Source organism: Halorientalis regularis (genome assembly GCF_023698535.1).
In the GTDB taxonomy this organism is placed as follows: domain Archaea; phylum Halobacteriota; class Halobacteria; order Halobacteriales; family Haloarculaceae; genus Halorientalis; species Halorientalis regularis.
This window is the reverse complement of record NZ_JALJCL010000022.1, coordinates 1-13472: the sequence shown is the minus strand read 5'-3', so window position 1 is coordinate 13472 and position 13472 is coordinate 1. Positions and strand designations below refer to the sequence as shown.

The following is a 13472-nucleotide window of genomic DNA, read 5'->3' as shown; positions in this document are numbered from 1 at the left end:
TCTATTTGAGGAGATTATAGGCTCATATACTCAGCACTTTTGACCGGAAGAATAGAGCATTAAGAACACGACCTAAGTAAGAAATATATGAGCTATTCAAACACGACATAAACAGGGGCTCGCACCAGCAGCAAACGAAAAACAGGCAGACGCTCCTACAACACGGATCTGTATACCCGGCTTCAGTCTGGTGGTTTGGGCCGAGTATATCCAAGAGGTGCCCGACCCCAGTCGTCTGTTACCAGTGAATACTGAGACTGTTGCTCGAGCCACGTGACACACTGCATCCACACATAACTGGATAACCGAGAGGCAGAATACGCAACAGCGACCGAGGCACTGGCACTTCCGGCCAACAGGAACGACGCACAACTGCCCGATCCGAGCTGGCGGATACGGTACTGAGCCCCCACTAGGTACTGCTGTCCGGAACAATCTCGTTGTTCAGACACTCAGAATCATAAACAGTCACCAGCCCCAAGGGTTGTCGATCACGACCACCGCGTGTTTCAGTCCTCGCTACGTGAAGACGGAAAAAACACGTACTGGGCGCCCCTCAATTCATAGGCCACGACCTCCCCTCGCTCCTTTCAGGTGCGAATAGCCCTACAACATAGCAGCAGGCCAGTGAATTAGTAGCAAACCACGCTACCCCTCACCCTGGCTGGAAGAGCCGTTACAATGGCGTGTCTGCACGCTCGCTCCCGAACCGAGCAACGACCGTGCCACCGACCATACAATACACCGATAGTCCACCCGAGACACGGTTCAGACACGCCTCACCTACAGACGACAGCAGCCACAACTGATGCCGACTCTCCTTCAGCACTCACCAGTTGCAACAGGGACTCCTGCTCAAGTTGTTGCCAGTGCCCTCTCCCAACCAGTGGATAATCACTCCGTTCTATGTCGATCTGTTTCTCCAGCCAGCGGCGACATTTCACAGCCAGTTAAGCGGCGTTGAGCCAGCTACGATCCACCTACACTCGATCCATCTGTTTCCGACACCGTCTGTGGCCGCCAGCAATCCGATGCCGGCCCCGTGGCCGTGATCACTGAACATCCCAGCCATTGCTTCAGTCACGTCCGGGCTGTATACCCAACACTCTCCGTCCTTCTTTCGGACTTTGCGTCGAGTATACCGCTCGTGTTACCGTCCGAGGGACCGCGAACACACTGCTTGCTATCCGCAACGCCCTGCAAGCGCGTATACAGTCTCACCACCACATCGGTGTTCGGTAAGCCAAAGCGCATCTGGCCGGCCGGCTACTGCGTCTGATACAACACCCACACGATGCATTCGATGCGGTCAGCGACCGAATCTGGTCGACATAACCGTGAAAATAGTACTATCGGTGGTACTCGAACGTGAGTGGTTCTACTACCCACCCCGGACAACGCAGGGGATGACACGATGGGTAGCACCCAATGTCAGTCAGTCCTCGAGATCATCAAGCAACTTCGACACCGTATAGATGTCAGTCAGCCCGGCTGTGTCGACCTGGTACTTTCGGGGTGGGCTGTTCGTGCTGTAGGTCGTCTCGACACGGGGTCGGCCATCACTGGGTTCGTTGAGGCCTTCGAGGACCTCCGCACCGTCTGACTGTCTCGGGACGACCCAGATCGCTTGTTCGGGCTCACAGGCCGCCATCGTGTCGAAGTCGTCGGGAATCGCCTCGTATTTATCACCGTGAATCCGCTCGGCTTCACCGGTCACGACGATACTGCCGTCAGCATCGAGTCCGACCACATCGAGGCGTCTGAACGTGATACTGTCAGCGTCGGCTGGCACGCCGGTATCGTCCATGAACGCGGCGGCGGCGAGTTCACCCTCCTGTACCTCATAATACGTGTGGACGGTCTCGACTGGCGATGTATCATCCTGTTTGTAGTTCTGGACGATCCAGCGTCGCAGAACTTCGTTCATGAGAGTGTGCAGACTCGACTCGCCGAGATCGCCAGTCTCGTGGCCGAACTCAAGCCCACTGCGTGGTTTCTCCGCGATGAGTTCCCGTCCCGCTTCCGAGAGGCTGTACAACCGATGGGGGTGGTCGCCGTCGTGGCGGAGCAACTCCGCATCGAGAAGCTCGTCGATCGCAGCCTGGTCGATATCGAGATACTCCTTGAGCCGGAGCATCGAATCCCACACGATGTCGTACTCGTGTGGTGCAAAGCGCCGCTGCTGGGCGTCATAGACGGCCTGGAGAAACGCCAGTTGCACCCGACTCCAGTCCAACGCCGCAATCTCGTCGGCACTCCTGTTCAGGTACAGGTCACAGATCGGGATATCATTCCGATCGACCGTCTCAAGGGCGCCACTGCAGCGCAACGCCCGCCGCATTCCCGTACTCGTCGGGTTATACCGCCGCTCACAGCGGGCACACTGGATGGCGTGTTGCTCGGGGTCGTAGGTGACGGCCCCGGGGAGCCGCGTCGTCCGTACCAACACGTTGATACCTGGGTGGGACCGGGCGTCGTCGGTAGCTCCGTCGGTCTCTGTTTCTGGTGCCGTGGCTGGCTCGTCGGCGACGGTCACCGCATGGGTTGATCGGGTGTGTGCCACGCGCTCGTCGAAGGCTGCCTGAAATCCAGCCGGGGTCGATACGGTGGCGTCGGGATGGCCATCCGGCAGTGGCAGTGACTCGATGTGGAACGGTCTGGATGCCTGCTCGAATAGTTCGTCGGGTAGTGACACGAGCCACTGGCCGGCCGACAGCTGGCGCAGGCGAGCAGCCATCTTCTCGCTTTCGATCTCGTCGGTTGCGAGCCGTTCGGCGAGTTTGCGGTCGTGGCCGACCTGCCCTGTGACGATCGTGCCGACGTTGTTGAGGACTTCATCATAGGTGGTTGCCCCATCACCGCCGGCCGTCGTGGCCCGGGTGTCGGTATCGGCCAGTTGCTGGGGGAATTGCATCGCGAGGGTCATGCTGACCTGGAACTCCCGGCCCTCCGAGAGCAATGCATCGAGGATTTCGCTGCCGGCCACGTTCCCGGCTTCCTCGAGGTAGACGTTGACCAGTGGGAGCGACTCTCCGCCGCGCCGCCGGCCGCGGCGTCGCAGCGCCGTCCAGAGCTGGGAGAGTACGATCAGCACCATCGCCCGCTGGACCGACTCGCGGAGCCGACCGATGTCGAGGATGATCGTCACGTCCTCGTCGAGGAACGCACTGAAATCGAACTGCGGGGTTTCTTCGACTGTGGGATCAACGTTGAACAGCCGGCGGAGCCGCGGCCGGTTGGTAATCGCCTCGATGCGGGTAAGCGCGGCCCCGATCGCCGACTGGAAGACCTCGTCGTCCTTGGCGGCCAGCGACGCGAACGACCGTTCGAGTGCCTCGCTCTCGACTGGCGGGGGCGTCTTGTTGTCCTGGAGCGTTCGGAGCGTCTCGTAGAGCGACCGGACCGTCGGGACCTCATCGCCATGGAGCGGGTCATACAGCGCTCGCAGCCCGCTACGGATCGCCTTCGGTGCAAGCTTTGCATCGTACTGCTCGGGCCCCATGAGTTGGCGGAGGATCGCCTCGAAGTGGCCAACCCGGTCTTCGATGGCTGTGGATCGTTGGACCCCCGCAGCCACCTCGTCGCGGATGTCGAAAAACGACTGGGCGGGCAACCACTCGGCCAGATCAAAATAGTAGACATCGTCGAGTGAGCCAGTCTGAGCGTACAGCGACTGGCACAGCTCTGTCGCCATCCGGCCGCCTTTCGGGTCGATGAGGATCTCCGGGCCGGCCGTCGCGGTCCGGTTTGCCAGTAATGCGTTGCTCAGAGCCGTCGATTTCCCCGAGCCGGTCTGCCCGACCCAACTGATGTGTCTCGTCTGGAAGCGTGGCGGCACCGAAATGTGTGGCTCCTGTCGCTGGTGGTCGCTATCGATCGGATAGCCAAGCGCCAACCCGGGCTGGCGGAACTGATCGAGGGTCGATGTGGACGGGAGCGTAAGTGGAGTCTGTGCTGGTGGCGTCGTTTCGAGGCCGCGTTCGACCCGCGGCGGTGCCGACCCTCCCTCGATTGCGAACAGCCCCGGCAGTTCTTCGGCGTCGGCGATGATGCCACGGCTGGTGTTGTCACGCCAGGTCGGCCAGTTGTGCGAGGCCGTGAACTCCGGGTCGATATGGGTGCGGTCCCGGAGTCGCCGGAACAGTGTCCGCCCGGGCTGTTTGTTCCCCCCATCATTATCACAGCGCCGCCGCCCGGCAAGCCAGTGATAATCACTCCCCAGGTGAGCAAACGCCGATTCGAGATCGGACGCGACGCCATCAGCGGCTTCCTGGGAGGCGCTGTCGACCGGGATGGCCACCCGAGCGTTGACGAGATACGACGCAGCCGCGTTGCGAACGTCAATCGCATGTCTGCGGGTTTGCTCTTCGGTTGTGAGATCGCGCTCGCCAGGCTCGTAATCGGTGCCGAGGAATTTCGCCAGGACGCGATCCTGGGCGATATCGATATCGTGAATCCGGTTTCGTTTGGTCTGTCGCCAGTCCCGGAATGGCGTTATCAGGAGCTGGTAGATGACCGGCAGGCGTGTGGTGACCATTGTCCTGAGCAACAGCGCCAGTGGGCCCGTTTCGTCGGTGCCTAGGCCAAGCGATCTGACGCGGTCGGCCGGTGTGGGTGATGGTTGCGCAGCGGAGGGCTGGGAATCATCGGGCAGCAGTGACATCTGCCAGTTGTGACGGCGGGTTGTGACACTACAGTATTCGACGCCGGCGGTGTACTCGGGTACCGGGCCCGCCGAGCCCTGTGTGAGGACGCCGGCGCTGGCTACTGGTCTCTCGACAGAGGTGATGGCATATTCCGCGGGGAAGAGACTTCGAAGTGTGTTTTCGAGGGCTTGCAGGCGGTGTTCCGCGCCACTGATCGTGAAGTAATAGTTCAGTGGTGTGGGCGTGGTTTCGGCGCCCGGGGCGACGATGCGACATTCGATATAAGATGGTTCGTTGTCCGTGGTGACCGTCTTGGTTAGTTTCGTGAGCAGCCCGTCGTCGTTATCCGCCAGTAAATCAGTGAACGTGGCTGTTTGTCTGGCGATATCGTTCGGGTCAAGCGCTGTCATCGTGGGTTCGACCCGAAGGTACTGGTCTGTCTCTGGACTCCAGTTCTGGGGGAGTGGCGGCGTGTCGTCTGTCATGGTTCGGTTGAGCGTGTGTGGTTTCGCAGTCGCTCGTTGGTCGGTCGTCGGTGTGTGTCGGTGCCGTATAGCGGGTACTGCTGTCTGCTGGAGGTGCAGTGGTGTTGGTATGGCGGGCGCTCAGTCAGCGTGGAATCTCATATCAGGGGCTTGCACTGGCCGGGGGTGAAAAGCGATCGGTCTGTGAATCAAATATGATACTAATATGTGTAGAATGTCTTCTCTAATTCTCTTACTGCCGTATTATATTATCAAAAATAATATCAAACTAGATGTGACGCGCATTCGGTCGGGGCTGTCCGTTGGAGAGGTGTATTTGCCGAGCTACTGACTGTGATGAAGAGTTGTGGCAGGGCCGGAGTAGTGGACCATGTGTGAATGTCCACCGTCTACTGAGCGGCAACGCGCGATCGAACAGCGGCTGTCCGGCATGACGCCCGGTACCGCGAGTACGACAGTTCACTGTACCGCCTGTGGTGGTGAGATTCAGGTGGGTGCGGATATTGTAGTGTATGCACAGCGTCGAGGCGAGGAGTCGGTGTGGCGGGTTCCCCGGGTGTACTGTCGGCCGTGTTTCGACGGGATCGAATCGACGCTCGGTGTTGAGGAGGTGATTGCGAGAGCGCGGCTCGGGTCGGTCTTGATTCCAACTGGCCGGACCCATCGGCCATGTGTGACTGAGGTCAGTCTGCTTGAGTGGTGGGGTCCATCTGAGTAAACTACCCTACTACTCAACGAGCGAGTGGGTTCTTTGACCCCGAGCGAAATTATAGTAATCTCCAGAAGTATCTACTCACATCACTCAGCAGATCTCGGAGAACCAACGAGACACGCTATCTTCGGCAGACACCCCCGCAAAGACTTCCAGATTCTACTATACGTGGGGTGGTTTACCCGGTCCTCCATGCCGCCGAAGTCGAAGACGATCACTCGATCCTCGTCGAGCAGGTCCGCGAAGTCGAACGTGGCCGCGCCGTCCGCGGGCGTGTGATCGAACATCGTCGAGAGTCGCCCGTCGGTTGCGATGGTGTCGACACGGCCCACAGCCCCACTCAGTACCTTCATGAAGATTTCCCGGTCCCGTTCGACGAGACTCTCGAAGTACTCGTCGAGGCCATCGTCGGTGACCGCGGGTGGGGCTTCCATGTCCATCGTCCGACTCAGCGTCGCGTAGAGATGGTCGTGGCCGAACACGTCGTCGCCGTGGACGGGATCGAACAGTGCCCTGACGTGGTTGCGGATGGCCTTCACCGAGTCGGCGGCTCGTCCGTAGCGCTCTGCACCGAGGAGTCCCTCGAGAATCTCCTCGTGCTGGCCGGCTACCCGGGCCGACGCTTCGGTCCGGGGGACGTCCGCGTCGAGCAGCGGGCGGATGTCGAAAAAGGACAGCGCCGGCAGCACCTTCGTACAGTCGAAGTAGAGGACGTCGTCGAGGTCGCCGTAGCGGGCGTAGTGGGCCCGCAGGTACTCCTCGGCGGTGCCACCGCCCTTCGAGTCGATGAGGATGTCCGGCCCCGCGGTCGCCTTGACGTTCGTGAGTATGGCGTTCTCGGTGAGGATGGATTTACCAGCGCCCGTGTTGCCACCGACGAAGACGTGCCGGTCCTGATACGCCGGCGGGAGTGAGAGGTCCCGTCCGTACGGTTGTCGGTCGTGGGTCAGTGGCATCCCCAGAGCCATCCCTGGGCCGGTGTAGCGGGCGAGCACGTCGGGGGCTGGTAGCGGGACGCCGGTCCGTTCGCGTGGCCGGGTCCCGAGGGTACGTTTCCCGTCCGGTGTGAGTCCGTCGCCGTCCAGCAGACAGAAGTTCGGGAGTTCGTCCGGGCCGACGACGATCCCACGACTGGTTACCGGGACGGTCGGGAGTTTCGATGTGAGACGCATGTAGCTGGCCGGGTAGAGGACCCGATCACAGTGGTCCCGATAGATCTGCGAACCAGGCGGCTGCGGGTCACAGGGGTGGAGTTCGTCGTCGGTCTGGAGGTGGCCACGCACCTCGTGAAACTGGCTCCCGACGTGCCCGAACGCACTGGTCAGTTCGCGGGCGATCCGGTCCGCGCCGATGGGATCACTCCGCGTGAGGACGACCGACCGTGCCGAGAGCACCAGCGACCGCGCCGGGTCAAGGCTGCTGATCGCGTCGATGCGGGCCTGTTCCTCCGGCGACGGTTGGTAGGCTCGTTTCTGCTCGCGCGTGCGGGGAACAGCGCGTCCAGCAGACACTGATTGCCTTCCTGGAGGTCCTGGAGATAGGACTGCTGCTCGGTCGTCCAGTCGCGGAACGGTCGACAGATCGCCTGGTAGACGACCGACATGTCGGCGTCGCGCATCGTCTGGATCAGCGTTGCCAGTGGCACGCGGCGCGACTCGCGACGGGTCCGGTCGCTATAGCGGCGGGTGGATTGGCCGTCGTCGACGATGGTCTCGAACGTGGCGAGCGGTGCCTGCCAGTCGGGTCGCCGCTTCGCGTGGCCGCGATACTCGACGCCGGCCACGTAGGGATGGGCCGGCGTGATCGCCGGATGCGGATGGCAGTCATTGTCGGGTGCGACCGGGAGCAGTTCGTGGACCTGTCGAGGGTGCCACTCGACCCCCCGGAGTTCGTAGGTGTTGGGGAGTGCCGTCCGGAGTACGTGTTCGATGTCCGGGTGGAAGTCCGTGTACTCCGACCCGACCAGATATCTGATCTGGGCGTCCGGTCGGCCGTCCCTGACCAGCAACCATTCGACGCGTGGTCGTTTGACCGATCCCGTGAGCGTGTGTCGGAGGCCGGTCTGGCTGGCTTCTTGGAGCGCCGTCAGGAGGATGTCCATCCCGCAAGCGACCGTGTCGGGATCGATCGGTGTGTCGGTGGGTTTAATTTCGATATAAGGCTGGTCTGTGGTTGGTTGGGGGCTACTGGGAGCTGGTCGTCTTTGGTGTCTAGCGGGACGTTTGTTGACTGGCTTTTTGCCATGATGATGGAGGGGAGTGGTGATTGCGGTGACACATACTGCTGCACCTGCACATTTATTTCTATCGAAGAAAATAAAAATAAAGCTGTTTGGAATACATTGCGTTCGACGGCTGTGGTTGAGTATCCAATTACGGGACACGCCTCGGCGAACTCCGAACCATCGACGACGTCGAGGTGGACCACGTCGACATCCGCAACCGCGACCGGCTGGAAGAAGCGCTGTCGGGCACGGACGTGGTGTTGCACCTGGCCGCGATCTCCGGCGTCGACGACTGCGACGACAAGCCGGACCTGGCCTACGAGGTCAACGTCACCGGGACGAACAACGTCGCCTGGTTCTGCAAGAAATCGGGTGCGGCGCTGTGTTTCCCCTTCTCGATGGCCGTCATCGGCGACCCCCAGGAGTTCCCGATCACCGTCGACCTCCCGCGGGACCCGCTGAACTGGTACGGCCGGACGAAAGTGCTGGGCGAGCGCGCTATCGACACGTTCGCCGACGGGAGTTTCCCGGCCCACCAGTTCATGATCTCCAACCTGTACGGCCGCCACGAGGTGGGCGGTCTGGAGGTCTCGAAGGGCACCGTGATCAACTTCTTCGTGAACCGGGCGCTGGCTGGCGAGACGCTGACGGTCTACGAACCCGGGAGCCAGTCGAGGAACTTCGTCCACGTCAAGGACGTGGCCGACGCGTTCGTCAAGAGCGCCGAGCGGCTGGTGGAACAGCGTGCGGCTGGGGAGACCGGCGTCGAGAAGTATGAGATCGCCAGCGACGAGGACCCGGGCGTGATGGCGGTGGCCGAATTGGTGGAGTCGATCGCTCGCGAAGAGCGCGGCATCGAGGCAGAGGTGGCACTGGTCGAGAACCCCCGGAGCGGAGAGACGATAGTGAGCGAGTTCGGAGTCGATACTGCGGCTGCGCTGGATCGACTGGGCTGGGAACCGGCCGAGACGGTTGAGGACTCGATCCGGGGTCTGCTGTCGGAATCAGAGTGATCCTGTAGCTATTCGGAAATATGTTCGATATTGTATGGAGCTCTCGAAACCCTCGGCGTCAGTATTGCAAACTCGGTCGAGATTGAAGACTGAAAAAAGGCACTGGCAGCGATCACGATGCTCTTCGAAGAGACAGGGACGGGAACAATTCCAGGGGTATGTCGAGTATTGGAAAAGTATCGTGCCAGACGAAGAAATCGGTATCTGCGCTGATCAAGTCTTCTTGTGGAATCAAAACGCGAAAACAGGGTCGTGGACTCAAGAAGGGTGTTCTACCGTCTACTCGGTGGGCGTAGCGAGTACGTGCCATGCATTCAGGTCGTCTCGCTCTCGGCCGAACGGGTCGTAGGATCCACGGTGGGCAAACTCCTCCGTCTCGTATCCATGGTTCTGGAGATGCTCCACCACCTCGTGTGGGTTGAGCTTCTCGTCGGGGACGTCAGGTTGGTCGGTATGCAGTTCGATGAGCCAAATCGGTTCGGCCGCGATAGTATCGGGTGAGGAGGTAATAACCTCGTGTTCCCAGCCGTCGATATCCATGAGGATGATGTCAGGCTGACCGTCATCGAGGTAATCGTCGAGCGAATCGACTTCCGTTTGATAAGTGGTGAAATTGTCGTAGCCGTTGTAGTCTATCGATCGTTCGAGGAGAGAGAGCCTGTCCTGGTCCGGGTCGAAGCTCCGGACGTGGTCGACGCGGTCGGCGACAGCCATGGAGTGATAGCCATACCCTGCACCGACTTCCCAAAATTCACTGTCGGGAGAGCACTGGCGTGCCAGGACCTCTAGGACTTCCGACTCATAATCGCCAGTAATGCGGCGTTGGTGGTCCGGCCGTTTTAGCTCGTACCAGTAATGGAAGCTAGAAAGGTTCTCCGGGCTCGGCGTAATACGGTACAGGTGTGGGGAGCGTAATCGACCGAATAAAGTCGAAATCCGGCCCTTTCGAACGTTCTGTACCCGAAAAATCATAAGCTGTAGCGTGGTAATTATTATCGTGGCAACCACCCGAGTGGCCTTCACACCGGTGAGTAGGATTCCATCCCGTCGATAAGACCGCAGAGCGCGGTCATGAAGCGAGGACATAGAGGTAGAAAGAATATGAACCATTATAGGCATTGTTCTCTCAGTGGCACACTTATCATGATGAACGATTTGGACAGATCAGACGCCGCATTCTCGACTCGCAGACCTTATTAATAGGGCTTTAGAAGCACTGACAATGAGTGAGGCCGAGGATATCGGTCGTCGTCAAAAACTCCGCGGCTTGTTACGAGTTGCGAAGTTCAGACCGGTTCTTACTGTTGCGATCATCGTCGGTGGAGTCTTCGCCGCGCTATTAGAGGGCGTCGGTTTGAGTTTTATCCTCCCTATTGTGGAGATCGTGCAAACTTCCGGTGATCCGACACAGGAGGCCAATGGGATGATGAGATTGTTCGTGTCCGCATTTAATGTTCTTGGTGTCCCGTTAACGCTCGGGTTCGTCGTCGCTGGTGTGAGTCTCGTGTTGACGGTCCGGTGGACACTAACCTTCGTCGTCAGGTGGCTTCGAGAAGCACTGATGGTCGACTATACGAGAGAGATTCAGTCGCAGTCCTTCGAAAATGCGCTTGATGCAAAGATCGAGTACTTTGACCGCGAAGGATCCGATGACATCCTAAATGCTATCGTCACGCAATCGGAGTATGCGGGCCAGGTGATTAAGTTCGTGGTCAATTTTGTCGAACAAGGATTCCTGGCGCTTGTGTATCTCGGCGTCGCATTTATTCTCGCTCCGAAACTGACGTTATTCGCATTACTGTTCCTGGGAGGATTTTCTTTGCTATTTCGACACCTAGTGGAATCCGGTTATCGACTGGGTGATAAGGTGGCGGACGCAAATGAGGGCGTTCACCAGACTGCACAGGCTGGGACCCAAGGTATACGGGATACAAAATTATTCGGGATTAAAAACAAAATATTTGACAATTTTACGAAGGAGTTGGAAAAGTACGCAGATTCGATCATTCGGCAACAGCGAAACCAACAGGCGATAAAAAACTTTTACAATTTATTGACTGCCATCTCTGTGTTCGTTCTCATCTACTTGGCAATCACGTTCGCTCAGATGTCGCTTGGAACGCTCGGTGTCTTTTTGTTCGCGATGTTTCGATTGGGGCCGAAAGCGAGTGGATTGAACTCGAAGCTATACCAAATCGAGAACAATCTTCCACACTTGATTCGTAGTCAGGAGTTCATACACGAACTCGAAAAGAACAGCGAACCTACAGTAGATTCGGAACTAGTCCCTGACGAGGTTCGAACCATCGAGTTCGACGATGTGCGGTTCTCCTATGCGGGTCAGGAAGAGGACGCCCTCGACGGCCTTTCTTTCGAATTCGAGAAGGGAGAGTTCATCGGGTTTGTCGGTCAGTCTGGGGCCGGTAAATCAACTATCGTCTCGTTGCTCGCACGGATGTACGAACCTGACTCCGGGAGGATCCGTGCCAATGGGCGATCGATTCACGAGATGCACATTGACGAATGGCGCTCGCGCATTGCGGTCGTGCGACAAAATCCCTATGTATTCAACGCGTCACTTCGGTACAACCTCACGATAGCTACCCAGGACGTGTCTCGACAAGAACTTGATCGAGTCTGTGAAATCGCAAAGCTCGACGAGTTCTTCGATGATTTACCTGACGGCTATGACACCCAACTCGGTGACGAGGGCGTGCGTCTTTCAGGAGGGCAACGTCAACGTGTCGCTATCGCACGGACCCTCTTGAAAGACGCCGACGTGCTCGTTCTCGACGAGGCAACGAGTGATCTCGACTCGAACTTAGAAAAGCAAGTTCAAGAGGCTATCGAACAAATGGACAGTGAGTACGCTGTTCTCAGTATTGCACATCGGTTATCGACCGTCCAAAATGCCGATCGAATCTACACAGTCGACGGTGGTGAGATCATCGAATCCGGCACCCATGAGGATCTGATCGCTCAAGATGGCCAATATGCCGAGTTGTATTCAATACAGTCAAAACACTGACCGTACTGCTAACTTAATTCATCGCTGCTAATCGTCTAATACCGCACCCTTCGCGGACAGTTTATCCCCCAACAGCATAATCAAATGGAGCTTAGAAAACCCGCCAGGGGGAGCACACCTTGACAGCGTTTTCGAAGAGGGCTCGTTCAGTCGCTGAGATATCCCATCGCTTCCAGATGCCCCTCGAGGTGGCTGGTCGCCATATTCTCGTACTCGATCGGTTCTTCGGCCGTAACTGAACGTCGCTGCTCCGATTCCACGACCAGCCACGGAACGTTCCTGAGTTCGTCGGCGTACGTATGTCGCCAGTGGGAGTACTCACGCAGATACAGTGGTGGCAGTCGTTCCCCGAACATATCACCGTGGTCTGCCGTGATCACCGTCTTCCCACCGAGTTCAGACATCACCTCCCTGGCGTGGTCCAGCACGATTCCGAGGTTCTCCCTGTAAACGTCCAGCATTTCGTCACGAGTTATGTACCCACGCTTGAGCGCTCGCCGGAGGTGCTGGACGATTCTGCCGGATTTCGGCAGGTCCGACGCACTGGGTGATTCCATCTCGGTGAAGATGACGTCCTCGCTTTCGGTCACACGTGCCCGTAGTTCCGCCGCTTTGGGGCCGACGTACGGATTGTTTGGCTGCATGAAGTGAACGATGTACCGTTTGTCGTCGAACTCGTCGAACGTATTCAACGCGAGTTCGGCTACGTCCTCGGGCAGACGCATCTTTCCGCTCTGGTCCGACTCGTCGTAGGTCGTCCGGATAGTGAAGAAGATATCGTCGCTTTGTTTTTCGATATACGGGTTCGCGGTGATATACACGGTGTCGTGGAACTGGCGTCCGTCGAAGGTCTTTCGCATGAACTCCTCGCTGTGGCCTCCCTGGGAGACGATAGGGGACAGGTCTCCGTCCAGATCGTTCTCCGCCTCGAAGACATCGTAGCGGCAGCCGTCCAGAATGATGAGGTTGTCCCAGTCGGCAGACATCACGTCGAAACCCTCTCCGAATCTGTCGGCGTAGAGCGCTTCGTTCATCCGCCGGTTTATTTGCCGCAGTTTGTTGAACGCGACCGACGGGTCTCGAAGAGCGTCACGCATCCCGCTGACACTCGGAAGTGTGTCCATGGAGACGCGAAGAACTCGATCAGTAAAAAATAAATCGGAGACGTGGATTGAGATCGCTCCGCGTGAAAGCACCGACTTCCGTATCTTCGCCTGGAGATGCTGTCCCGTTGTGGGGCTGTGTTGAATCGCCATACTGCGATGGAATTCACTGTTTCACAGCCCGCTTGATGTTATAGACGACACACATCAGAGCGATTTCTCGGAACTCACGGAACCACGAACGCGCTCGCACGGCGAAGC

At 58.4% G+C, this 13472-nt stretch carries 7 protein-coding genes and 2 pseudogenes; 3 read left to right on the top strand and 6 right to left on the bottom strand.

Features of this window, described 5'->3' with window-relative positions:
• Positions 1-1435: 1435 nt before the first annotated feature.
• Positions 1436-4663 carry a type IV secretory system conjugative DNA transfer family protein gene (locus MU521_RS19950; RefSeq protein WP_139171219.1) on the bottom strand — a complete coding sequence of 1076 codons (3228 nt, stop codon included), beginning with the start codon at positions 4661-4663 and terminating at the stop codon, positions 1436-1438.
• Between the two features lie 838 nt (positions 4664-5501).
• Here MU521_RS19950 and MU521_RS21955 point away from each other — a divergent pair.
• Positions 5502-5849, top strand: a complete 348-nt coding sequence (locus MU521_RS21955; protein WP_490166459.1) for a DUF8112 family protein — start codon at positions 5502-5504, stop codon at positions 5847-5849.
• A gap of 80 nt (positions 5850-5929) precedes the next feature.
• Here MU521_RS21955 and MU521_RS19945 read toward each other — a convergent pair whose 3' ends face one another.
• Positions 5930-7237: an ATP-binding protein gene (locus MU521_RS19945; protein WP_092695638.1), complete on the bottom strand. Its 1308-nt coding sequence runs from the start codon at positions 7235-7237 to the stop codon at positions 5930-5932.
• The gene (locus MU521_RS19940; RefSeq protein ID WP_092695640.1) at positions 7165-7944 is read right to left on the bottom strand and encodes a hypothetical protein; all 780 of its coding nucleotides are present in this window, start codon (positions 7942-7944) and stop codon (positions 7165-7167) included. Before MU521_RS19940 ends, MU521_RS19945 begins: the two co-directional genes overlap by 73 nt.
• Positions 7945-8246: 302 nt before the next feature.
• Between MU521_RS19940 and MU521_RS19935 the strand changes: the two are divergent.
• Positions 8247-9080: pseudogene (locus MU521_RS19935) on the top strand (NAD-dependent epimerase/dehydratase family protein); the annotation flags it as partial.
• Between the two features lie 279 nt (positions 9081-9359).
• On the opposite strand, the gene MU521_RS19930 reads toward MU521_RS19935, so the two are convergent.
• A complete protein-coding gene (locus MU521_RS19930) occupies positions 9360-9794 on the bottom strand; it encodes an FkbM family methyltransferase (RefSeq protein WP_175452965.1) in 435 nt (144 codons plus the stop codon).
• Positions 9795-10302: 508 nt separating this feature from the next.
• Between MU521_RS19930 and MU521_RS19925 the strand changes: the two genes are divergently transcribed.
• Positions 10303-12108 carry an ABC transporter ATP-binding protein gene (locus tag MU521_RS19925; protein WP_092695646.1) on the top strand — a complete coding sequence of 602 codons (1806 nt, stop codon included), beginning with the start codon at positions 10303-10305 and terminating at the stop codon, positions 12106-12108.
• A 146-nt stretch (positions 12109-12254) separates the two neighbouring features.
• Here the strand turns inward: MU521_RS19925 and MU521_RS19920 are convergent, their stop codons facing one another.
• Together MU521_RS19920 and MU521_RS19915 are read right to left on the bottom strand one after the other, a co-directional pair.
• Complete coding sequence (locus tag MU521_RS19920) at positions 12255-13232, bottom strand: hypothetical protein (RefSeq protein WP_092695648.1); 978 nt, start codon at positions 13230-13232, stop codon at positions 12255-12257.
• Positions 13233-13377: 145 nt separating this feature from the next.
• Positions 13378-13472: pseudogene (locus MU521_RS19915) on the bottom strand (IS5/IS1182 family transposase); the annotation flags it as partial.